The sequence below is a fragment of the Flavobacterium sp. DSP2-3-1 genome (genome assembly GCF_049896865.1).
Classification (GTDB): domain Bacteria; phylum Bacteroidota; class Bacteroidia; order Flavobacteriales; family Flavobacteriaceae; genus Flavobacterium.
Window position 1 is genome coordinate 38,747 of sequence record NZ_JAFCVD010000009.1, and the last position, 23,216, is coordinate 61,962.

The 23,216-nt window shown below is 36.8% G+C and carries 19 protein-coding genes and 2 riboswitches; of the genes, 1 reads left to right on the forward strand and 18 read right to left on the reverse strand.

The features are described 5' to 3' along the window. Positions 1–133: 133 nt before the first annotated feature. Positions 134–1,387, reverse strand: coding sequence for a dicarboxylate/amino acid:cation symporter (locus ACP7AT_RS11385; RefSeq protein WP_426064438.1), 1,254 nt, complete (start codon positions 1,385–1,387; stop codon positions 134–136). Positions 1,388–1,532: 145 nt separating this feature from the next. Here ACP7AT_RS11385 and gldA point away from each other — a divergent pair, with 145 nt between their 5' ends. Beyond that, complete coding sequence (gene gldA / locus ACP7AT_RS11390; protein WP_426064439.1) at positions 1,533–2,432, forward strand: gliding motility-associated ABC transporter ATP-binding subunit GldA; 900 nt, start codon at positions 1,533–1,535, stop codon at positions 2,430–2,432. A 261-nt stretch (positions 2,433–2,693) separates the two neighbouring features. Here gldA and metF read toward each other — a convergent pair whose 3' ends face one another. The 17 genes from metF to ACP7AT_RS11475 all read right to left on the reverse strand — a co-directional run bounded on the left by metF (position 2,694) and on the right by ACP7AT_RS11475 (position 22,990). Continuing rightward, on the reverse strand, positions 2,694–3,650 hold the full coding sequence (metF, locus tag ACP7AT_RS11395; RefSeq protein ID WP_426064440.1) for a methylenetetrahydrofolate reductase [NAD(P)H]: 957 nt from the start codon (positions 3,648–3,650) through the stop codon (positions 2,694–2,696). Between the two features lie 81 nt (positions 3,651–3,731). Beyond that, positions 3,732–6,407: a methionine synthase gene (gene metH, locus ACP7AT_RS11400; RefSeq protein WP_426064441.1), complete on the reverse strand. Its 2,676-nt coding sequence runs from the start codon at positions 6,405–6,407 to the stop codon at positions 3,732–3,734. Positions 6,408–6,410: 3 nt separating this feature from the next. Then, on the reverse strand, positions 6,411–6,698 hold the full coding sequence (locus ACP7AT_RS11405; protein WP_426064442.1) for a hypothetical protein: 288 nt from the start codon (positions 6,696–6,698) through the stop codon (positions 6,411–6,413). A gap of 52 nt (positions 6,699–6,750) precedes the next feature. Further along, entirely contained in the window at positions 6,751–7,800 is a 1,050-nt protein-coding gene (locus tag ACP7AT_RS11410) for a homocysteine S-methyltransferase family protein (RefSeq protein WP_426064443.1), read from the reverse strand. Between the two features lie 295 nt (positions 7,801–8,095). Further along, positions 8,096–8,215: riboswitch (SAM riboswitch) on the reverse strand. A gap of 92 nt (positions 8,216–8,307) precedes the next feature. Next, positions 8,308–9,360 carry an NAD(P)/FAD-dependent oxidoreductase gene (locus tag ACP7AT_RS11415; protein ID WP_426064444.1) on the reverse strand — a complete coding sequence of 351 codons (1,053 nt, stop codon included), beginning with the start codon at positions 9,358–9,360 and terminating at the stop codon, positions 8,308–8,310. A gap of 165 nt (positions 9,361–9,525) precedes the next feature. Then, positions 9,526–10,116: a precorrin-2 dehydrogenase/sirohydrochlorin ferrochelatase family protein gene (locus ACP7AT_RS11420; protein ID WP_426064445.1), complete on the reverse strand. Its 591-nt coding sequence runs from the start codon at positions 10,114–10,116 to the stop codon at positions 9,526–9,528. A gap of 2 nt (positions 10,117–10,118) precedes the next feature. Further along, complete coding sequence (gene cobA / locus ACP7AT_RS11425) at positions 10,119–10,892, reverse strand: uroporphyrinogen-III C-methyltransferase (protein WP_426064446.1); 774 nt, start codon at positions 10,890–10,892, stop codon at positions 10,119–10,121. Continuing rightward, complete coding sequence (locus tag ACP7AT_RS11430; protein WP_426064447.1) at positions 10,885–12,975, reverse strand: nitrite reductase; 2,091 nt, start codon at positions 12,973–12,975, stop codon at positions 10,885–10,887. The genes cobA and ACP7AT_RS11430 overlap by 8 nt, the downstream gene beginning before the upstream one ends. Positions 12,976–13,004: 29 nt before the next feature. After that, on the reverse strand, positions 13,005–14,249 hold the full coding sequence (locus tag ACP7AT_RS11435; RefSeq protein ID WP_426064448.1) for a sulfate adenylyltransferase subunit 1: 1,245 nt from the start codon (positions 14,247–14,249) through the stop codon (positions 13,005–13,007). A gap of 180 nt (positions 14,250–14,429) precedes the next feature. Next, positions 14,430–15,329: a sulfate adenylyltransferase subunit CysD gene (gene cysD / locus ACP7AT_RS11440; protein WP_426064449.1), complete on the reverse strand. Its 900-nt coding sequence runs from the start codon at positions 15,327–15,329 to the stop codon at positions 14,430–14,432. A gap of 74 nt (positions 15,330–15,403) precedes the next feature. After that, the gene (locus ACP7AT_RS11445) at positions 15,404–16,105 is read right to left on the reverse strand and encodes a phosphoadenylyl-sulfate reductase (RefSeq protein ID WP_426064450.1); all 702 of its coding nucleotides are present in this window, start codon (positions 16,103–16,105) and stop codon (positions 15,404–15,406) included. 14 nt (positions 16,106–16,119) lie between these two features. Further along, positions 16,120–17,022: a sulfite exporter TauE/SafE family protein gene (locus tag ACP7AT_RS11450; protein WP_426064451.1), complete on the reverse strand. Its 903-nt coding sequence runs from the start codon at positions 17,020–17,022 to the stop codon at positions 16,120–16,122. 116 nt (positions 17,023–17,138) lie between these two features. After that, a complete protein-coding gene (locus ACP7AT_RS11455; protein ID WP_426064452.1) occupies positions 17,139–17,549 on the reverse strand; it encodes an RrF2 family transcriptional regulator in 411 nt (136 codons plus the stop codon). Between the two features lie 186 nt (positions 17,550–17,735). Beyond that, the gene (locus tag ACP7AT_RS11460; protein WP_426064453.1) at positions 17,736–18,908 is read right to left on the reverse strand and encodes a trans-sulfuration enzyme family protein; all 1,173 of its coding nucleotides are present in this window, start codon (positions 18,906–18,908) and stop codon (positions 17,736–17,738) included. Positions 18,909–18,974: 66 nt separating this feature from the next. Further along, the gene (locus ACP7AT_RS11465; RefSeq protein ID WP_426064454.1) at positions 18,975–19,400 is read right to left on the reverse strand and encodes an OsmC family protein; all 426 of its coding nucleotides are present in this window, start codon (positions 19,398–19,400) and stop codon (positions 18,975–18,977) included. Between the two features lie 194 nt (positions 19,401–19,594). Further along, the gene (gene thrA, locus ACP7AT_RS11470; RefSeq protein ID WP_426064455.1) at positions 19,595–22,009 is read right to left on the reverse strand and encodes a bifunctional aspartate kinase/homoserine dehydrogenase I; all 2,415 of its coding nucleotides are present in this window, start codon (positions 22,007–22,009) and stop codon (positions 19,595–19,597) included. An 18-nt stretch (positions 22,010–22,027) separates the two neighbouring features. Beyond that, complete coding sequence (locus ACP7AT_RS11475; protein ID WP_426064456.1) at positions 22,028–22,990, reverse strand: alpha/beta fold hydrolase; 963 nt, start codon at positions 22,988–22,990, stop codon at positions 22,028–22,030. A 78-nt stretch (positions 22,991–23,068) separates the two neighbouring features. Continuing rightward, positions 23,069–23,176: riboswitch (SAM riboswitch) on the reverse strand. Positions 23,177–23,216 lie beyond the last annotated feature (40 nt).

The window sequence follows — 23,216 nt, forward strand, 5'->3', positions numbered from 1 at the left end:
AAAAAACTGGTTATTAATTATATAATGTTTAAAAAAAAGACTTTTAAAATCCTTTTTGGTTAGTCTACATTTGAGATTTGAAAGAAACAAAACATTATTTCTCCAAAAATTCATCTTTAAAAACAAACTCAAATTAAGCTGCTAATTTTACAGTAAGCCAATTTTTCCCTTCAGAAATTCTCGCTACCACCATTGCCGAAACCAAATCGCCATTCGCATTCAGTAACGTTGCCATAGGATCTACAAGAGTTCCCACGATCATTGCTGCAGGAAGTGCCTGTTCCATTGGAAATCCATACACGGTTATCGCCAGAATTTCTCCGATGTAACCTCCATTTGGAATGCCGCCTTCGACTACCGAAACAATTACAGTAATTCCCAATGCCGTCAGCAACGTATTTGGATCTGTGAAATCTTTGCCAAACATGGCGAAAATAACCGCAATTTTTATAATAGACGACATACTCGAACCATCTTTATGCAAAGGCGCACCCAATGGAATAACAACATTTCTGATGCGTGCAGGAATATTCATTTTTTCAGCACCTTCCAGATTGGCAGGAATTGTTGCAATGCTGCTGCAAGTTCCCAATGCTGTTAAGGAAGGCGTAATGTTATTTTTCCAAAACACTGTAAATCCTAATTTTCCTCCAGCGATAAAAGCGTACAAACTAAAAAATACAATAAAGTAAAAAGCACAAACCGCATAATACAGCCCCAAAGGTTTTGCGTAAGCGCCAAATAATTGGGGTCCAAAAATTCCAACCTGATACGCAAAATAAGCACCAAGACCAATTGGAGCCGTTTTCATAATCATATGCAGCAATTGTTTCATAACTTCGTTCCCTGAATTCAAGAACCGACTAAAATCTTTTCCTTTCTCTCCCGAATGCAAACTGGCAAAACCTATTAAAAAAGAAAATATAATGAGCGCCAACATATTTTTTCGAGACAACAGCTCATAAAAGTCACTGGCAGTAAGCAACTGGGTAATTTGTGAACCCGCAGAACTTTCCTGAATGCTTTCCAATGGAAGTTTGGAAATGATAATGTCTTGCTGAATAGGAAATAACAATACGCCAACAATCATCAAAATGGCCGAAATTAATACTGTACTTAAAAACACGCCAATGACAATTGCAAACAATTTTCCCAATTTCTCCGTTTTTTCTAAATTGGCAATCGAAGATGCAATCGTAAAAAATATCAACGGGATAATTGCGGTGAACAATAAATTCAGAAATATATCGCCCAAAGGTTTAATCACTTCTACACCTTTTCCAAAAACTAAACCCAATATACTTCCTGCCAAAATTCCGCCGAGAAGCAATAAAATGCTTTTGTAGTTTTTCAAGAAACTGCTTGATTGTGTAGTTTTCAAATTCATATTCATATAGTTTATGGTAAATATATAAATCTAAAAGAGAATATCCTCTTGCTTAGTAAACTTTGACGAAGGTCTTTTATTTATTGAGTTACAAAAACAATAAATCAATACTTTTTCTGTTTACTTTTGCAACAAATAAAATCCCATGTCGATAGCAGTTAATAACATATCCAAAAGTTACGGTTCCCAAAAAGCACTGGATAACATTTCATTTTCCATTAATAAAGGAGAAATTGTTGGTTTTTTAGGTCCAAATGGAGCCGGAAAATCGACTTTGATGAAAATATTGACCACGTACATTAACGCCGATGAAGGCTCCGCTTTAGTAAATGGAAATGATGTAAACACCCAACAAAAAGCTGTTCAGCTTTCTATTGGTTATTTACCGGAACACAATCCGTTGTACTTGGATTTATATGTACGTGAATATTTAGCTTTTAACGCTGATGTGTACAAAGTCGCAAAATCCAGAATTGAAGAAGTAATTCAACTAACTGGTTTGAGTACCGAAAGTCATAAAAAAATAGGACAATTATCCAAAGGATACCGTCAACGCGTAGGCCTTGCCAATGCTTTATTACACAATCCCGATGTTTTGATTTTGGATGAACCAACAACCGGTTTAGATCCAAACCAATTAATCGAAATTCGGAATGTGATTAAAAATGTAGGGAAAGACAAAACCGTTTTCCTTTCTACACACATTATGCAGGAGGTCGAAGCCATTTGTGACCGCGTTATTATCATCAATAACGGTAAAATTGTTACCGATAAAAAACTGGATAATTTAATTTCCCAAGATAAGGAGCAAGTTATTGAAGTAGAATTTGATTATAAAATTGAAGAACAAGCCATTGCTAAAATAGAAAATCTTGTTTCTTATAAAAACACGCATGATATGATTTGGGAATTGACTTTCCAAGCGGACAAAGACATGCGTCCAGCTGTTTTTGATTTTGCCAATGCCAATGGTTTGAAAACGCTGCAGCTCAATCAGAAAAATAAAAATTTAGAGGCTGTTTTTAGAGAGATTACGAAAAAATAGTAATAAGTGTTCAGTCGCAGTTTGCAGATGAAAAATACTTGCCATTTATAATGTTTATACCGTTTGATTTGTCATTCCGACGAAGGAGGAATTCCACTCGGTAAGATTCCTCCTTCGTCCGAGTGACGAAATGACGAGAATTTGGAATAAATAACGATATTGATAACCGTCAAATCCCTAGCCCAGATAGCAGTGAAAATCCTTTTCTTGTCTCATTTTTTGAGACAAGAAAAGATTGTAACGGATAGCTGGAAAAAGCTCCTAAAAAACCTTACTCGCGATTTGTCGAATATTTTCTGATTTTCCCATAGAATAATAATGCAATACGGGAACGCCGGCCGCTTTCAATTCTAATGATTGTTGGATAGCCCATTCGATTCCCACTTGTCTGATGTCAGCATTGTTTTTGCACTGATCAACCGCCTGAATTAAATCTTCCGGCAAATCAATTCGGAAAATTTGTGGCAATACTTGTAAGTGTCTTTGCACTGCAATAGGTTTGATTCCTGGAATAATAGGAACGGTAATTCCCATTTCTCTGGCTTTAGCAACAAATTTGAAATATTTTGCATTGTCAAAGAACATTTGTGTCACCACATAATCCGCACCTGCATCAACCTTTTCTTTCAGTCTTTTTAAATCTGAAATCAATGACGGCGATTCCAAATGTTTCTCCGGATATCCCGCAACTCCAATGCAAAAATTGGCTTTGTTATCAACATCCATCACGTCATGTAAGTACTTTCCGCAATTCAATTGATCAATTTGTTTGACCAAATCAACGGCAAAATCATTTCCTCCTTGTTTAGGAACAAAAGACTGCTCATCCTTCATCGCGTCACCTCGCAAGGCCATCACATTATCAATTCCCAAATAATGACAATCGACTAATAAATACTCCGTTTCTTCTTTGGTAAAACCTCCACACAGCACATGAGGAACTGTATCTACATTATACTTATGTTTTATGGAAGCACAAATCCCAAGCGTTCCAGGACGCATTCTGGTCAATTTTTTTTCTAATAATCCGTTCCCTTTATCGACATAAATAAATTCTTCGCGAGAAGTAGTGACGTCGATAAATGGTGGTTTGAATTCTATCAACGGATCAATATTATCGTATAATTCCTGAATGCTTTTGCCTTTTTGAGGCGGAATAATTTCGAAAGAGAATAGCGTTTCTCCTTTGGCGTCTTCAATATGTTGTGTTACTTTCATCTTAAGTCTTAAAGTTTGAATGTCAAATGTCGAGAGTCACGTCCTTTGGACTTTATGACTTTTGACTTTATGACTGTGTTTTTAATCTGCTATATTCGGGCTTAACCATCTCGTGGCTACTTCGGTTGAAACGCTTCTTCGTTTGGCGTAATCGATAACTTGGTCTTCTTTTATTTTTCCGAGTCCAAAATACTTGCTTTGCGGATTTCCAAAATAATATCCAGAAACCGAGGAAGCGGGCCACATTGCCATACTTTCAGTCAAAGTCACTCCTATTTCTTGTTCTACATTCAGTAATTTCCAAATCGTTGGTTTTTCTAAATGGTCGGGACAAGCTGGATATCCTGGAGCCGGACGAATTCCTTTATAATCTTCGGCAATCATAGCCTCAGTACTTAAAGCTTCATCAGACGAATAGCCCCAAATTTCTTTTCGGATTTTTTCGTGCAAATATTCCGCGAAAGCTTCCGCAAAACGATCCGCCAATGCTTTGACCATAATCGAATTGTAATCATCTAAATCTCTTTCGAATTCAGCCGCCCACTCATCAACACCAAAACCAGTCGTGACGCAAAATGCGCCCATATAATCCGTTTTTCCGCTATCTTTCGGGGCAATAAAATCCGACAAGGCAATGTTTGGAGCACCTTTTGTTTTTTGTGATTGTTGACGCAACGTCAAAAATTTCTCTAACACTTTTCCGTTTTCATCACTTAACTCAATGTCATCATCGTTCACTTGATTGGCAGGGAAAATTCCATAAATTCCTTTGGCTGTCAGTTTCTTTTCTTTCAAAATAACGTCCAACATTTCTTTGGCATCCGCAAAAACAGAAGTAGCTTGTTCACCAACAACATTATCCGTTAAAATAGCCGGATATTTCCCGAACAATTCCCATGTTCTAAAAAACGGCGTCCAGTCAATGTACGGAACCAACACATCTAAATCGACTTCGATAGTTTGTTCTCCAATTACATTTGGTTTTATAGGAGTAAAATTTTCCCAATCCAATTGCAATTTATTTTTACGGGCTTGCTCAATAGTCAAGAAGTTTTTGTCGCGTGAACGATTCAAAAAGGTCTCTCTAAAAGCGTCATAATCAGCCCTGATGTCGCTTGCATATATCTTTCTATCCTTGTTCAATAAATTTCCGGCAACCGTTACAGCTCTCGAAGCATCATTTACATGGATAACCGTTTCTCTGTATTGTGGCGCAATTTTCACGGCAGTGTGCGCCCGTGAAGTTGTTGCTCCCCCAATCATTATAGGAATTTTTATGTTTTTTTTGTCTAATTCCTTGGCCAAATAAACCATTTCGTCAAGCGAAGGTGTTATTAATCCGCTTAATCCAATGATATCTACATTGTGCTCAATAGCTGCTGCAATAATTTTCTCAGGAGTAACCATAACCCCTAAATCGATGATTTCATAATTGTTACAGGCCAAAACAACCGAAACAATATTTTTCCCAATATCATGCACATCTCCTTTGACAGTCGCCATTAATATACGACCGGCAAAACTGGAGACTCCATCTTTTTCAGCTTCAATAAAAGGCAGTAAATAAGCCACCGCTTTTTTCATTACTCGGGCTGATTTTACCACTTGAGGCAAAAACATTTTACCTGAACCAAATAAATCCCCAACGACATTCATTCCGGTCATCAAGTTAATTTCGATAACTTCAATAGGTTTTGTTGCTGCCAATCGGGCTTCTTCCACATCAATTTCTATAAATTCATCGACTCCTTTTACTAGCGAATGTGTCAATCGTTCTTGGATGGTACCTGAACGCCATTCTTGAACTGCTTTTTCATTGTTCTTTACATCTCCTTTTACATTTTCGGCAAAGTGCAACAATCTTTCGGTGGCATCATCACGTCTGTTTAGAATTACATCTTCAACACGTTCCAAAAGTTCCTTTGGAATTTCATCGTAAATAGAAAGCATCTCTGGATTTACGATCCCCATCGTCATTCCGTTTTGAATAGCATGGTACAAAAAAACCGAGTGCATCGCTTCCCGAACCGTGTCATTTCCTCTAAACGAGAACGAAACGTTACTTACCCCACCACTAATATGCGCATGCGGCAGATTTTCTCGAACCCATTTGGTTCCTCTAAAGAAATCCAAGGCGTTCTCGCGGTGTTCTTCCATTCCTGTTGCTACGGGGAATATATTTAAATCGAAAATAATATCCTGCGGAGGAAAACCAACTTTATTCACCAAAATATCATACGATCGCTGGCATATTTCTACCCGACGCTCGTAATTATCAGCTTGTCCCGTTTCGTCAAAAGCCATAATAATTGCCGCAGCACCGTAGCGCTTAATCAATTTGGCATGATGAATAAATTGCTCTTCGCCTTCTTTTAAAGAAATCGAGTTTACGACGCTTTTTCCTTGCACCACTTTTAGACCCGCTTCGATAATATCCCATTTCGAGCTATCAATCATAATTGGAACTCTGGAAATATCCGGTTCAGCAGCGATCAAATTCAGGAATTTTGTCATGGCATATTCCCCATCAAGCATTCCTTCATCCATATTAATATCGATGATTTGCGCGCCGCCCTCCACTTGTTCTTTAGCAATACTAAGTGCTTCCTCGTATTTTTCTTCCTTGATTAACCGAAGGAATTTTCTAGAACCCGTAACATTCGTTCGTTCACCAATATTTACAAAAACGCTTTCTGGCGTAATGATTAAAGGCTCTAATCCCGATAATACAAGGTTTCTTCTAGTTTCTTGTGCCATTTTTTATTTTATTTGATCCTGAAGGGTTTTGTAAACCGTATCGGAGTAACTTATTCTTTTTATAATTTGGGCGTGACCCAAAAGGGTCGGGCTATTCGTTCCCGCTCTTTTCCTTCGGCTAAAAAGCCTAAAAAAAGGAGCTCCACTACTATCCCTCACGCAGTTTTGTAGTTTTAATATCATTGCGAGGAATGAAGTAATCTCATCCAGTAAATCCTGCAACGTCATTCTCTTTTTTGTCATTCCGCTCGCGATAACTGAGGTTGAACTACTGTAACATCTCGCAAACATCTATTTTTAAACATACCTACAAGGTTTGAAAAAAACCTTGCAGGAAATTTAATTACATGGTCGCAGTCGAAACTCTAGGTTTGTACTCTTTTGCAATATCAGCAATCAATTTGATATGTTCCGGCGTTGTTCCGCAACAACCGCCTATGATATTTACTAAATTATCGTCTAGATATTCTTTGATAAAGGCTTGCATCTGTTCGGGAGTTTCATCGTACTCTCCAAATGCGTTAGGCAATCCTGCATTAGGATGCGCCGACACGTTGAAAGAAGTATTTTGTGATAAGGTTTGTAAATACGGTTTCAGCAAATCAGCTCCTAAAGCACAATTAAAACCTACGCTCAACAACGGAATGTGCGAAACCGAAACTAAGAAAGCTTCCACGGTTTGACCTGAAAGTGTTCTTCCTGATGCATCCGTAATTGTTCCCGACACCATGATAGGAATATCAATATTGCGTTCGTCTTTGACTTCTTCAATAGCGAAAAGCGCCGCTTTGGCATTTAAAGTGTCGAAAATGGTTTCCACCAATAATAAATCACTTCCTCCGTCAATCAACGCTTCCACTTGTTGTTTGTAAGCAATGCGTAAATCATCAAAAGTTACTGCTCTGTAACCCGGATCATTTACGTCTGGTGACATACTTGCCGTTCTGTTTGTTGGTCCTATTGAACCGGCTACAAAACGAGGTTTATCTGGATTTTTGGCTGTAAATTCATCGGCTACTTCACGGGCGATTCGTGCCGATTCGTAGTTGAGTTCGTAAACAATATCTTCGAGATGGTAGTCTGCCATCCCGATGGTGGTTCCAGAAAAAGTATTGGTTTCAACAATATCCGCTCCCGCTTCAAAATAGGCGGCGTGAACAGCACGAATCGCTTGCGGTTGCGTGATTGACAATAAATCGTTGTTTCCTTTTAAGGAATGTGGAAAATCTTTGAAACGTTCTCCACGAAAGTCTTCTTCAGAGAAATTGTAACGTTGCAACATGGTTCCCATAGCTCCGTCGAGTATGAGTATGTTTTTTTTGATGGCATCATGGATAAGCCCCCTAGCCCCCGAACGGGGAACTCCTAAACTATCTTTTAAAATCTTTGACATAACTTTTATTTCTTGCAAATCTCGAGATTTATCGAGATTCGTTCTTTTGATTAATAAATACAAAAGTTCACTATTTTAAATCTATAGCCCCGATTGCAGTGGTATCCTTTTTTTATTTTACCCTTTTAGGGTTTAAAACCCTAAAAGGGTAAAATAAAAAAAGATATAGCGTAAAGCGGGAACGGTACTGGCAAAAAAAACGCCAATTGGTCGCTCCTGTTACTAAAAATGATTCAGCAGGCTAAAAATATATGTTGTCAAGAAAAGGTTTGAGAAATACTGGGTGAGTATTCGTGTGTTATCTATCTTTGATACTGAAACTGGTTCTGTATAAAGTAGAATGTAGCACCTTCTTTAAAGATAAAGGGTTGCTAAGGTTTCATCGGGTCTTTCCCTCCGCCTTTCGTGATAACTTTCAATAAATATAGGAACAGTGCAAAGTAAAGACAAAGCGCTAATACTTGCAAGTATTAGCGCTTTATTTTTTAACTAGTTTGTACTAAGTTGTTAAACTATGGCTTTAACCACGGCTTTTGGAGCTTCTTTACGAGTTCCGTCAAATCCGTCAACACCAGAAACTGTAGTATATTTCAATACATATTTTTTCCCCGGATTGATGATTTGGTAGGCTGCCTGACACATCATAGTTGCTTCGTGGAATCCACAAAGAATCAATTTCAGTTTTCCTGGATAAGTGTTTACGTCACCAATGGCAAAAATTCCCGGAATATTCGTTTGATAATCCAAAGCATTATTTACTTTGATGGCATTTTTTTCAATGTCTAATCCCCAGTCTCCAATAGGACCTAACTTTGGAGTTAATCCAAAAAGCGGAATAAAATAATCCGTTTCTATAGTACGATGCGCTCCATTTTCCTCAATATCGATTGACTCCAAATGTTCGGCTCCATTCAAACCAACAACTTCTGCCGGCGTGATCATTCTTATTTTCCCTAAATCTTTTAACTCCTGCACTTTTTCGACCGAATCCAAGGCTCCTCTGAATTCATTTCTACGGTGAATTAAAGTCACTTCGGAAGCAATATTCGACAAGAAAATACTCCAGTCTAAAGCAGAATCTCCTCCACCAGCGATAACGACTCTTTTGTCTCTGAATTTTTCCGGGTTTTTAATGAAATACTTGATTCCTTTATCTTCATAAAATTCGATGTCTTCTATCAATGGTTTTCTGGGTTCAAAACTTCCTAATCCACCAGCAATCGCAACAACTGGAGCATGGAATTTTTTACCCTTATTTGATGTTACAATGAAACTTCCGTCCTCTTGTTTTTCAATCGTTTCTGCACGTTCTCCAAGAGTGAATCCTGGTTCAAATTGCTTGATTTGTTCCATTAAATTATCCACCAGATCTCCCGCCAATACTTCTGGAAAACCCGGAATATCATAAATAGGTTTTTTAGGATACAATTCAGATAATTGACCGCCCGCTTGTGGCAAAGCATCTAAAATATGGCATTTCAATTTCAATAATCCTGCTTCAAAAACTGCAAATAAACCTGTTGGTCCGGCTCCTATTATCAGTATGTCTGTTTTAATCATTTTTATATTCTTTTATTCCTCCCCCCAGCCTCCTCCACAGGAGGGAGAGACTTGGTAGAGTTTCTTTTGTTATACTTGTTCTTAATTATTATTATTTTTACAAATGAACGAATGATTCGCTCAAAAATAAATGATAAATATCAGTCGAATTCTTTATTGTTTATTCTATTCTCTTGGCTCTTTATTTTTTAACGACTCAGTGATTTCATTCATTTTTTGAACTTTTTCCTCGAAATTTCCTTTAAGTGTTTTGCGATATTCATTTAGGTTTTCAACCATTTTATTGATATCGTCCGGAATTATTTCTTCAAAAAACTCTCGCAATCTTTTGGCTGTTGTCGGTGACTTTCCGTTAGTTGAGATGGCTATTTTTACATTTCCTTTGGTTACAATTCCACCCAAATAATAATCACATAATGGCGGTGTATCCGCAATATTACAAATCAAATATCTTTTTCGGGACAAATCATAAATCCTTTTATTGACGTTTAAATCATCTGTACAAGCAATGACCATGTGGCGTTTGCGAAGCATCCACCGATTGAATTTTCTGTAGGTCAATTTTACCGAAGGATGTTTTGCGGCCAAGCTTTCCAGCTCTGGCAAAAACTTTGGCGCAACCACCTCAACATTGGCGTTTGGACTTGATTTTAAAAGAAATGATAATTTTTCTAAACCCACGTTTCCTCCCCCCACAATAAGCACGTTGAGATTGTGTAATTTTAAAAAAACAGGATATAATTCGTTTCTTTCCAATGTTATTGTATTTCTTTTGCTATAAATTCTTCATAAAATCCTTTCAATTTATTGCTTTCTTTAACTACTTCTCCAATGACAATAATCGCAGGGTTACTTAATTTATTTTCCGCCACAACTCGCTGAATTGTATTAATTGTTCCCACACCAATTTTCTCCTGAATCGTAGTTCCGTTTTGAATAATTGCAACTGGAGTCTCTCCTTTGGATTCATTCTGGAATAGTTCAATAATCTGAGACAACTTACTCATTCCCATCAATATCACAACTGTTGCCGATGATTGCGCTGCTAAAGCCACATCATTTGACAATTTCCTGTCAGAAGTTGTACCTGTAATTACCCAAAAACTTTCGGAAACACCTCTTTTTGTCAAAGAAATACCTTGATAAGCGGGAACGGCAATCGACGATGAAATTCCAGGCACTACAAATGTAGGTATCCCAAAACTTTCTACAAAGTCTATTTCCTCACCGCCACGACCAAAAATAAATGGATCGCCACCTTTTAACCGAACCACATGTCCGTAGGTAAGCGCGTTATCTACAATCAATTGGTTGATTTGGTCTTGTGTATATTCATGACAACCTTTGCGTTTGCCTACAAATATTTTAATTGCTTTTTTAGGTGCATAACTTAAAATTTCTTCGTTTGCCAAGGCATCATACAAAACGACATTGGCCTCAGCTAGTGCCTTTGCACCTTTGATCGTCAACAGATCCGGATCACCTGGACCCGCACCCACTAGCGTAACTGTTGGTTGTATATTTTTAAGCATCGGCTAAATCTTTTGCTCTATATTTCTCTATTGTATCAAAAAACGCAACGCCTTGTTGGATGTATTTTTGTGCAAATTCTGCCGAAGGATCATTCGATTTGATTTGATAAACCAAATCTTTGAAGCTTGAATCCAATTCTATTTTTTTGCTTTCGATAAAAACAGTATCAAATAAATCGATAATTCCAGCGTGGTGATTTGTTTTTTCGTTTTCAGCCAATAATATTGCTTTGGCACCGTTTACAAAACCTGCGTACGCCAAGTAAATCGCATCTGCCCATTTTTTATCTTCGAAAGCTTCTTGCGCGAAAGTCATTTTATCTTTGGCTTCCAATATTAAAGTAGCCACCAAATCAATGACAACGCCAGCGCATTCTCCTACTCCAACTGCTTTCACGTAATTATCAGCATTTCCCCAATCTACAAAATCAGCCTCCGTAAGGTTTGTTATATCAGCCAATGGCTTCAAAAATTCATAGAAATATTTCTCCCCTTTGGCAACATAATAATTCAAGAACGATTGTCCGTTTCCGTTTGCCTCAAAATCATTTAAAATATAACGCAACGCATCAGGTCCTCTTCTGCTTGGAATTTTGATTACTTTATCCGAAAATCTTCCGTTTCCGTTTCCTAAATTCCCTCCACCTAATAAAACCTGAAGAGCCGGAGCTACCAACTTTCCTGCGTTAATGGACATTCCTTGGAAACCTATTTCGGACATATTATGCTGTCCGCAAGCATTCATACAACCGCTAATTTTTATGGCGATTTGCTGATTGTTGCTGTATTGTGGATATTCCGTTTTTAATACTCTTTCTAATTCATCTGCTATACCAGTACTGCTAGCGATACCTAAATTACAAGTATCGGTGCCGGGACAAGCCGTGATGTCTCCGATAGTTTCATAGCCTAAAGTAACAAAATCCAATTTGGCTAATTCTTGGTAAAAGAACGCTAGATTTTCTTCTTTGATATTACGCAAAACGATGTTTTGTCGCAATGAAAAGCGCAATTCATTCGCTCCGTAATTTTTAATCAAATCTGCTAGCAATTTTGCTTTGTCTGTATAAAAATCTCCTAAAAGCACTTTGATACCAATAGCTACATATCCTGTTTGTTTTTGTACAATCACATTTGATTTTTTCCACTCTTCAAAAGCTACAACATCATCAATTGTTACTGCTGGCACTGCCAATAAAGGTTCTGTAATTGGACCTTCAAAAGCGGTAGTGTCAATTTCATAAGAATGAAAAGGCAAGGCTTTTTTCTCTTCGTCAACCAAACGTAAAAACTCCTCACGACCCAAGTCTTTAATTAAGAATTTCATACGTGCTTTCAACCGTTTTGTTCTTTCTCCAAATCGGTCAAAAACCCTGATTATCCCTTCGGCAGTTGGAATAATTTGATTAACCGGTACAAATTCCGAAAGCAATTCAGCATGACTTGGTTGAGAACCTAAACCTCCGGCAAACATTATTTTGAACCCTTTTTCGCCATTTACAATTTTTGGAATAAAACCTAAATCGTGCACGTAACTCAAAGCAGTGTCTTTATCAGAAGAGGAAAATGATATTTTGAATTTACGTCCCATTTCCTGACAAATTGGGTTACGCAATAAATATTGGAATACCGCGTGTGCATACGGGGATACATCAAAAGGCTCATCTACATCTACACCCGCTAATTCACTTGCTGTAATATTACGCACGGTGTTTCCGCAAGCTTCTCTCAGAGTGATATCATTTTTGGCCAGCTCAGACCAAAGCTCGGGTGTTCTATCTAAACTCACATAGTGAATCTGAATATCCTGCCTGGTGGTAATGTGCAAACGTCCAGTCGAATATTTATCTGATACTTCAGTAATACGCTTCAATTGCTCACTAGTCACTTTTCCGAATGGCAATTTAATACGAATCATTTGCACGCCTTCTTGACGTTGACCGTAAATACCACGTGCCAAACGAAGACTGCGAAAACGCTCATCGTCAATTTGTCCACTTCGGAAAGAATGAATTTTTTTCTCTAAATCGATAATCTCTCTTTGGACAATCGGATCTTCTATTTCAGTTCTAAAACTTTGCATATTTGTTATATTTTTAGCAACAGCTAAGTTTAGTTTATAAAACCAACTCCTGCAGTTGTATTGGTTGCGGCATCTATCAAAATAAAAGCACCGTTTGACTTGTTGTCGTTGTAAGCATCAAAATATATAGCCTTACTCAACTTAATATTCACTTCTCCTATTTCATTAATTGCTAACTGAGTTGCCGGACTTGAACCCGAATAATCCGTTGCAATCACATTTTTTATACTTTCAATTTTTGCTAAAACTCGATTCGTGTTGTGTTGTATAAAATATTTTGTTCCCGGCACTAACTTTTTACTGTCCATCCAACAAACTGTAGCATTAATATCTTTTCCAATTCTTGGAAGCTCACTTGATTTTACAATCATATCTCCTCTAGTCACATTAATGTCATTTTCTAATTCAATAGTAACAGAAGATCCTACAGTTGCTTCATTAAACTGTTTATCGAAAAAGTGAATATTCGTTACTCTAGATTCGGTCAACGATGGAAGGACAGTTACCGCATCGCCTACTTTAATATTGTCGCCGTATAATTTTCCGGCGTATCCTCTAAAATCATGATACTCTGCCGTTTTTGGTCGAATTACTGTTTGAACAGGGAAACGTGCTTGTCCTTTTTCGTACACATCTTTTGGCTCTAACGCTTCTAAATGTTCCAAAACCGTTTGTCCAGTATACCATGGCATGTTCTCTGATTTATCCGCAACGTTTCCTCCGTTAATAGCACTCAACGGAATGTAACTTACGTTTTGCTCTTTAAAAGAACTTTTACTGTTCAATGCCTGAAAATCAGCTTTTATTTTATTGTAAACTTCTTCCGAATAATCCACTAAATCCATTTTGTTTACCGCAACAATCACCTCTTTTACTCGCAGTAAATTATTGATAAAAAAGTGACGGTAGGTTTGCTCAATAACTCCCTTACGAGCATCAATCAAAATGATTGAAACTTGCGAAGTAGAAGCTCCGGTAACCATGTTTCGTGTATATTCTACGTGACCCGGAGTATCGGCAATAATGTAACTTTTCTTAGCAGTCGAAAAATAAATATGCGCAACATCAATCGTGATTCCTTGTTCTCTCTCGGCAACCAAACCATCGGTCGCCAATGAAAAATCCAAGTAATCGTATCCCTTTTGCTTGCTGCTTTTTTCTATTGCTTCAATTTTATCTGTAGTCAACGATTTTGTATCGTATAATAATCTTCCGATTAAGGTACTCTTTCCGTCATCTACGCTTCCTGCTGTTGCTATTTTTAAAACTTCCATATTACCGTTATGTATTCCCCTCCCCGACCCTCCCCGAAGGGAAGGGAGACGAGTCTGGCATTTATTTAATTAAAAAATCAATTTTTTATCTATTTTATTACTTTATAAAACCCTCAACCAATGGACACTTTTTATCCGGCTATGGCTCCCTCCCCTTCGGGGAGGGCTGGGGTGGGGATTCTAAAAGTACCCTTGTTGTTTTCTTTTTTCCATTGCGGCTTCCGAACGTTTGTCATCAATTCTGGCACCTCTTTCTGAGATCGTCGAAGATCTAATTTCACCTACTACTTCTTGAATTGTTGCGGCAAAAGAATCAACAGCTGCGGTACAACTCATATCTCCAACGGTTCTAAAGCGAACAATTCTTTCTTCAATTTCTTCATCTTCTTCCTGGTACACAAATGGAGAATGGGACCAAATCATATTGTCTCTCCAGAATACTTTACGTTTGTGTGAAAAGTAAATCGATGGAATTTCGATTTGCTCTTGTTCAATGTAACTCCACACATCTAATTCAGTCCAGTTCGAAATTGGGAATACACGAACGTTTTGGCCATTTTCAATTTTTCCGTTCAAAATATCAAACAATTCCGGACGTTGGTTTTTCTCATCCCATTGACCAAAATCATCACGAACAGAAAAAATACGTTCTTTAGCTCTTGCTTTTTCTTCATCACGACGCGCTCCGCCAATACAAGCATCAAATTTAAATTCTTCGATTGCGTCCAAAAGTGTAGTCGTTTGCAAACTATTTCTGCTGGCATACTTTCCTGATTCTTCTACAACTTTACCTTCGTCAATGGCATCTTGCACATTACGAACGATTAATTCCAATCCTAATTCAGCAACTAATTTATCTCTGAAAGCAATAGTTTCCGGAAAATTATGACCTGTATCAACGTGCAACAATGGGAAAGGAATTTTCGCAGGAAAAAATGCTTTTTGTGCTAATCGAACTAATGTGATCGAATCTTTTCCACCAGAGAAAAGTAAAACTGGCTTGTCAAATTGAGAAATCACTTCTCTGAAAATGTATATCGCTTCGCTTTCTAAAGCGTTTGTTTTTAATATTGAACTCATTTTTTTTATTTAAAAATTTAAATAATTGAAAAATTTAAAGATTCCAACAATCATTTATAATTTATAATTCATAATTACTTTTGGTGCAAGCCACACTCTTTATGACTTGATTCCCACCACCATCTGCCCGCTCGTATATCTTCATCAGCAGTAATTGCTCTAGTACATGGAGCGCACCCTATACTTACAAATCCTTGTTTGTGCAATGCATTTTGTGGCACATTATTGTCATTAATATATTTTTTAACTTCTTCTAAAGTCCATTTCAATAATGGATTGAATTTTATAATGTCGAATTTTTCATCGTACTCAAAAAGGTCTAAATCATTTCTGTTTTCTGATTGCTCTGCTCTTAAACCGGTAATCCAGATCGAATTTCCTTTCAATGCTTTAGTCAAAGGAGCCACTTTTCGAATAAAACAACATTCTTTTCTGTTCTCCACCGATTCGTAAAAACTGTTTGGACCTTTTTGATTTAACAAATTTTCTACTTCAGAAGCCTCCGGAAAATAAACCTTAATTTCCTTTTTATACTTTTTTAATGTCTTGTGAAAAACATCATATGTTTCTTGAAATAGTCTTCCTGTATCTAAGGTAAAAATGGTAATTGGTAAATCATTTTTTGCAATTAAAGCCGTAATCACTTGATCTTCCTGTCCAAAAGAAGTAGAAAAAACAACTTTATCTTTGTATTCATTAGCCAAAAAAGCAAGTGTTTCCTCGATGGATAAGCTTCTTGTTTTTTCTAATAAAGTATTGGTTATCGCTATGCTCATAATTTCGTTTCTCTTTATAATAATTTGGACAGTGTTTTTAAACTTAAAATAATAATTAAAATACCAACCAAAATCATCATAGGTTTTCTCTTTATTTTATTAACTAAAATAGCGGCGATTGGAGCAGCAATCACACCTCCTAAAATCAACCCTATAATTACTTGCCATCCTTGAATTCCTCCAAAGAGCATGAATGTTACACCGCTGGCAAAAGCTACCGCAAACTCAGCTGCATTGACAGATCCAATGGTATATCTGGGATTTCTACCGCGACCTAGCAAGGTCGAGGTCACAATTGGCCCCCAGCCACCGCCACCAACTGCATCCATAAAACCTCCAAAAGAAGCTAAAATATTCAATCGTTTGGTTTTCTTTTTAATGATGTTTTTTTGCATTGCTTTTCTGATAATTATAATTGCCAAGGCTATCATATAAACCGCAATAAAAGGTTTTATCGCATCACCGTCAATCACATCCGACAGTAAATAAGCACCTGCAATAGAGCCTAAAACCCCCGGAATTAACAAATGTCTCACTAGTTTTTTATTAATATTCCCAAATCGATGATGAGAAATCGCAGAAGCTCCGGTTGTAAACATTTCAGCAACGTGAACACCTGTACTACTAATCGCTGGTGGAATGCCATACGCCAATAAAAAAGAAGTCGAAGTCGCCCCATACCCCATTCCTAATGTTCCATCTACTAATTGTGCAAAAACACCGATACAGAAAAAAATTAAAAATTCCTGATTAAATCCCGCAATAAAACCATCCCAAGAAAATTCTGTGTAATGATTGTATACCAATGTAGAAATTAAACCTACTAATAAAATAACTGGAATAATAACCCATAAGCGTTCTTTAAAAGTCGTTTCCGATTTTGCATTAATATTAATGGCTTTCAATTCTTGGCTCATGCTTTTTTTATTCAACTGTTTTTACTATTTAAATATAGTACCCCATCGGAATAGTAGATTATTGTGCAAAAGTAAAACTTTTAACTTAACTACAAAACTTATTTTGTGATTATTCTCTAAAATGCAATGTCAGCCAAGGTGTTACTCTCTAAAATTTTCAGGGAATTATCACGAACTTCAATCATTAGTTTCCGAACAGCACAAGTAGCTTCATCTGAACAGTCCACACAACGCTCATAAAAATTATGGCTGGCACAAGGAAGTAATGCAATTGGCCCTTCAAGAATGCGATACACATGGGCCATATTGATGTCTTTGGGATCTTTTATCAAATAATAGCCACCGCCTTTTCCTTTTTTGGCTCCTAAAAAACCTGAATGACGCAGCAACAATAAAATACTTTCTAAAAATTTGATCGAAATAGTCTCGCTCTTGGCTATCTCCGCTATTTGCACAGGAGAATTGTCTTTTTGGCGCGCCAAAAAAGTAAGCGCTTTTATTCCGTATTTTGTTTTCTTTGAAAGCATAATTAATTTTTGATTGAAGGTTAACGATTTTTGATTTCAAATTTAAAAGTAATTTGAAATCACAAAATCATCCCTAATTTAACAACAAAAATATACTTTTTGAACGAAGATTAACGATTATAATCACACAGAAAATCTGCAAAGTATAATCGTTAATCTTATCCAGAAACTTCAGGACTAAAATCTTTATGAAAGCGCCTGCTCCAAATCAGCAATTACATCTTTTACGGTTTCCAATCCTACTGAAACACGCACTAAACCATCGGTAATACTGACTGCCAAACGCTCTTCAACAGATAATTTACTGTGTGTTGTTGATGCCGGATGGGTAACAATTGTTCTGGTATCTCCCAAATTTGGTGATAAAGAGCATAATTTTAATTTATCCAAAAAATTTCTGCCGGCTTCAAGACCGCCTTTTATTTCAAAAGCTACAATGTTGCCACCCAACTTCATTTGCTTTTGAGCAATTTCGTATTGTGGATGCGATTTTAAAAACGGGTATTTCACGCGATTCACGTTCGGATGCTGCTCTAAAAACTCCGCTACTTTCAAGGCGTTTTCACAATGTCTGTCCAAACGAATCGCCAAAGTTTCAAGGCTTTTCGACAATACCCAAGCGTTAAACGGCGATAAGGAAGGCCCTGTAAGTCGAGAAAATAAATAGATTTTTTGAATCAATTCAGCATCACCAACTGTTATTCCTCCCAAGACTCTACCTTGACCGTCCATTAACTTTGTAGCGGAATGCACCACTAAGTGCGCGCCCCATTTTATAGGTTGTTGCAAATAAGGTGTTGCAAAACAGTTGTCAATTATCAAAATCAAATTGTGTTTTTTGGCAATCGTCCCTAAAAGTTCCAAATCGATAATATCAACAGCAGGATTGGTTGGTGATTCAGCAAAAAGAATCCTTGTATTTGGTGTGATAAAACTTTCAATTGTTTCCGGTTTATTAATATCAAAATAGGAGGTTTCAATATTCCATTTTGGAAAATAATTGATAAATAAAGAATGTGTCGCTCCAAAAACACTACTGGAAGAAACTATATGATCTCCAGATTTCAATAAAGCTGCCAAGGTTGAATACACTGCTGCCATTCCTGATGCGAAGGCAAAACCAGCTGGCGCCCCTTCCATTTTACACACTTTATCAACAAATTCATTTGTGTTTGGATTGCTGTAACGGCTATAAATATTCCTGTCTTTCTCTTCGGCAAAAGAAGCACGCATATCTTCGGCATCCTCAAAAACAAAACTTGAAGTTAAGTACAAAGGAACCGAGTGCTCTAAATATTGCGTTCTTTCTAATTGGGTACGGATGGCTAATGTTTCAAAACCAAATTCTTGTTCGTTCATTCTTTTTTAGTTTAAAGTTTAAGGTTTAAAGTTGTTGGAACATTAAATCCAATCACTTTGCTTAAACTACAATGGTTTATTATTCAAAACTACTTTATAATGTATGGTCGCTGTTGGCTCTAATGTTTTAGAGACCGAACAGTATTTTTCAAAAGAAAGTTGTGCGGCTCTAGCTGCTTTTTCTTCATTGATAGGTCCTTCCAAAAAGAATACTACTGTAATATCCTTAAATGGTTTCGCTTCTCCTACTTGTACACGCTCTCCTTCGACTTCAGCTTTGAAAGAAGTGATTTCCTGACGCTGCTTTTTCAAAATCGAAATCATATCAATGGCACTGCAACCAGCAACACCCATCAATACTAATTCCATTGGACTTGCGCCCATATCGTCACCCCCAAATTCTGGTCGACTATCTACGTTTACTATATGCCCACGGTCGTTTTTTAATTCAAAGTGGAAATTGTCGTTTACTCTGTTTAATGTTATTTTCATATTATTCCCCTCCCCAACCCTCCCCGAAGGGAAGGGAGCCAAGACTGGAGGCAGTCCCTTTTTAATTAATTGTATTTGTTTGGACGCGGATAAAACGGATTTTCAAACGCGAATTTTACTTTTAAATATCTTAAATCAAAATCGTTACCCGAGAGCTTGCTCGAACTGGCGAAACAATCTGCAATCTTAAATCTTTACCCTTTATCCGATAATCTCAAAATATCGCCAAAAACACCTCTGGCCGTTACTGCTGATCCGGCTCCTGCGCCTTGAATTACAATTGGTCTGTCGCCATACGATTCTGTGTAAATTTCGAAGAAAGAATCAGAACCTTTCAATCCGCCTAAAGCAGTATCTGATGGTACCGAAACTAGCTTTACTTCCAGATTTCCTTTGTCATTTTGCAAATCGCCTGACAATTCGCCTATGTATCGCAACACGTGATTGGGCTTTTGGTCGGCTTTTATTTTAGCATAAATTGGATCAAACTCCGTCAGTTTATTTAAAAAATCAGAAACATCTCCTTCGCGTAAATGTTCGGGAATTAAATTTTGAATATCAATTTCTTCAAATTCATTTTGCAAGTCTAATTCCCTTGCCAAAATCAATAATTTTCGACCTACATCATTCCCGCATAAATCTTCCCTTGGATCTGGCTCGGTATATCCGTTATCAATAGCTTCTTTCAATATTTCACTGAATGGAGCTTCTTTTGCAGAAAAATTATTGAACAAATAACTTAATGTTCCAGAGAAAACACCTTTAATCTTCGTGATATTTTCCCCCGAAAGGTGCAACAATTTAATCGTATCAATCAACGGTAATCCCGCTCCAACATTCGTTTCATAAAGATAACTTTTTTGATTATCCGCTAATACTTTTCGCAATTTTTTATAAAAACTATAACTTAATGTATTAGCTACCTTATTAGAAGAAATCAAATCAAAACTGCTTACTGCAAGTGGAATGTAATTTTCAACAAATGTGGCACTTGCCGTGTTATCAATCGCAATCAAATTCTCCAAATGATGCTCATTTGCGTAAGCAATTACATCATCGATAGTGTAAGAGAAACCATTATTTTGGATTTCATTTTTCCAATTTGGAGTAACACCATTTTTATTCAGTAACACATTTTTTGAATTGGCAATCGCAAAAACATTCAGTTTGATGTCTTTTCTTTTCTCAATAGTTGCAGCCGATTCCAATATTTGGTTAATCAGGGTTCCGCCAACTAATCCATGTCCGAAAATAGCGATATTGATTTTCTTAGCTACTCCAAAAATCTCTCCGTGAATCACGTTTAAAGCTTTGTTCAGTTGGGATTTTTTGACAACCAAACTCACGTTTTTACCAGTTACCGTATTATTGAAAAGTATTGGGACAATTTTATTTTTTATCAACGCTGTATAAGGCTTGTGAAATGTACTCAAATCCTGCCCAATGATAGAAATTACCGAAACATCATCCGTCACCGTGATTTTATTTACATCTTTTGAATAGAAATCATTCTCGAATTCTTTCTCTAATTCAATCATGGCCTTTGTGGCCTTATCCGCGGCTACAACTAAACCAATTCCTCTTTCTGAAGAACCTTGTGAAATGATGCTTACGCTAATATCATTGTCGCCCATTACTCTGAAAATACGGGCATCTACACCAGTTTTCCCTAGCAATCCTCTTCCTTCTAAGTTTACTAGTGACACATTCTCCAAGACTGAAAGCGTTTTAATTCCTTCCTTGTTAGAATTGGAAGTAATTAACGTTCCTTTATTTTCGTGATTAAATGTATTCAAAATACGAAGTGGAATGTTTTTCTCCAATAAAGGAATGATGGTTTTGGCATGAAGAATGGTCGCACCAAAATTGGCTATTTCATTAGCTTCATTAAACGATAAATGATCAATTTTCTTTGCATCAACTACTAAATCAGGATTAGCGGTATAAATTCCGTCTACGTGCGTATAATTTTGTAATTCTTCTGCATTCAAATAATTCGCAATCAACGAAGCGGTATAATTACTGCCGTTTCTTCCTAAAGTGGTTGTATCATTATTATTGTTAGAACCAATAAAACCTGTAATAATATTTACCGTTGTTCCGTTATTTTGCTTGAAATAATTGATGACATTTTTCTTAGAAATTTGTTCCAAAGGTTGCGCATTACCAAATTGAGAATCGGTTTTTATCAATTCTCTAGTATCAACAAAACGAGCATTTATTCCATTTTCAAACAGAATAGCGGTCAGTAATTTTGCAGAAAGCAACTCTCCTTTTGACAGAATCTGATCTTTAATTTTTTTGCTGTAATCGCCGATTAAACTTATGCCTTCGAATAATTTTTCCAAAACAGTGAATTCCTCAGACAAATCAACGCTTTCATATTCGTCTTGTTGGTATTTTTTGAAATCCTCAAAAAGCGGTTTATAATCCCCATTTTTAGATGCAATACTTAAAATTTCTTCTAATTCATCCGTAGCATTTCCTCTTGCCGAAACCACAATGGCAATTTCTTCACCCTGATTTACTTTATCGGTTATTATTGCGATCACCTTATTTATCCCGTCGCCATTCGATAATGATTTACCTCCAAATTTTAATATTTTCATTGTGTTCTGTTTTTTGGCTTAGAATATATCCTGAAGCAAATTGTGCAATTGTTTGTATTCTATCAAAAAAGCATCGTGTCCGTGAATGGAAACAATTTCCTGATAGGTTACATTATTTTTATATTTTTTTAATTCCTCGTAAGTTGCTATATTTTCATTTGCAGTAAAAAACAAGTCTGAATTGATTCCTATAATATGAATATCAGCTTCAATTTTTGAAGTTATTTCTTCGAATGAAGCGCGGTTTCTGGTAATATCGATCGTTTTCAACAGTTGATTCATCATTTTATATGACGAGATCTGAAAACGTTTCTGCAATTTTTCGCCGTGATGCAACAACCAGCTTTCTACATTAAAAATGGCTAATTCTTCATTGGTTGTTCTCTGAAATTTTGCCGCAAAAGATTCCGGAGTTCGATAACACAGCATGGCATGAATTCGAGCGTCTTCAATAGGTTTTGAAGAGTTTTTCAGGATTTGTTCCTGCAAAAAGCAATTGGCAATTAGCCAATCCGTCGATTTCCAATCGGTTGCAATAGGAATTAAGTGTTGTGTAATTTTTGGATTTAAAGCAACCATTTCCCACGCGATTCCTCCGCCAACAGAACCGCCAATAATAGCATAGGTTTTTTTAATTTCAAGAAAATTAATCCCTTCAATAAAAATTCTGGCAATATCTCTGGTAGTAAAGTCCGAATAATTTTCGATAATCAAATCATCAAAACCATTTCCGGGAACATTAAAAGCGAGTATCGTATATTTTGTGGTATCTATAGTTTTATTTGCACCAATTAAATCATTCCACCACCCCGTTGATCCAACAACTTGCGAATTTCCGGTCAATGCATGATTTACCAAAACGATCGGCGCGGAATGCAATTCTGGTCCAAAAACTTGAAAACTTAAGTTTAAGGCAGCATAAAAAGCGCCACTTTCAGTGGTGAAATTTTGTAATGTAATGGATGTTGGTTTGTTTTCCAATTGCAAATCTTTTATGATTTTTGACTTGTGTCTGGAAATATTAGAAAGAAAGCTAGGAGTTATCTAGACAAATTCTTAGTGTTATCTTTCCACGTTTGGCGTGGTAGAATGCAGCACCTTCTTCGATAAATCGAAGGGTTGCTAAGGCTTCATCGGGTCTAATCCCTCTGCCTTTCTTTATAACATTTCAATACGTTTGTGAACTTAAAGATGCAAAGTAACCACT

Coding starts and splice junctions, on each gene's coding strand:
- ACP7AT_RS11385 (WP_426064438.1), bottom strand. CDS start 1,387: ATGAATTTGAAAACTACACAATCAAGCAGTTTCTTGAAAAACTACAAA.
- gldA (WP_426064439.1), top strand. CDS start 1,533: ATGTCGATAGCAGTTAATAACATATCCAAAAGTTACGGTTCCCAAAAA.
- metF (WP_426064440.1), bottom strand. CDS start 3,650: ATGAAAGTAACACAACATATTGAAGACGCCAAAGGAGAAACGCTATTC.
- metH (WP_426064441.1), bottom strand. CDS start 6,407: ATGGCACAAGAAACTAGAAGAAACCTTGTATTATCGGGATTAGAGCCT.
- ACP7AT_RS11405 (WP_426064442.1), bottom strand. CDS start 6,698: ATGTTTGCGAGATGTTACAGTAGTTCAACCTCAGTTATCGCGAGCGGA.
- ACP7AT_RS11410 (WP_426064443.1), bottom strand. CDS start 7,800: ATGTCAAAGATTTTAAAAGATAGTTTAGGAGTTCCCCGTTCGGGGGCT.
- ACP7AT_RS11415 (WP_426064444.1), bottom strand. CDS start 9,360: ATGATTAAAACAGACATACTGATAATAGGAGCCGGACCAACAGGTTTA.
- cobA (WP_426064446.1), bottom strand. CDS start 10,892: ATGCTTAAAAATATACAACCAACAGTTACGCTAGTGGGTGCGGGTCCA.
- ACP7AT_RS11430 (WP_426064447.1), bottom strand. CDS start 12,975: ATGCAAAGTTTTAGAACTGAAATAGAAGATCCGATTGTCCAAAGAGAG.
- ACP7AT_RS11435 (WP_426064448.1), bottom strand. CDS start 14,249: ATGGAAGTTTTAAAAATAGCAACAGCAGGAAGCGTAGATGACGGAAAG.
- cysD (WP_426064449.1), bottom strand. CDS start 15,329: ATGAGTTCAATATTAAAAACAAACGCTTTAGAAAGCGAAGCGATATAC.
- ACP7AT_RS11445 (WP_426064450.1), bottom strand. CDS start 16,105: ATGAGCATAGCGATAACCAATACTTTATTAGAAAAAACAAGAAGCTTA.
- ACP7AT_RS11450 (WP_426064451.1), bottom strand. CDS start 17,022: ATGAGCCAAGAATTGAAAGCCATTAATATTAATGCAAAATCGGAAACG.
- ACP7AT_RS11455 (WP_426064452.1), bottom strand. CDS start 17,549: ATGCTTTCAAAGAAAACAAAATACGGAATAAAAGCGCTTACTTTTTTG.
- ACP7AT_RS11460 (WP_426064453.1), bottom strand. CDS start 18,908: ATGAACGAACAAGAATTTGGTTTTGAAACATTAGCCATCCGTACCCAA.
- ACP7AT_RS11465 (WP_426064454.1), bottom strand. CDS start 19,400: ATGAAAATAACATTAAACAGAGTAAACGACAATTTCCACTTTGAATTA.
- thrA (WP_426064455.1), bottom strand. CDS start 22,009: ATGAAAATATTAAAATTTGGAGGTAAATCATTATCGAATGGCGACGGG.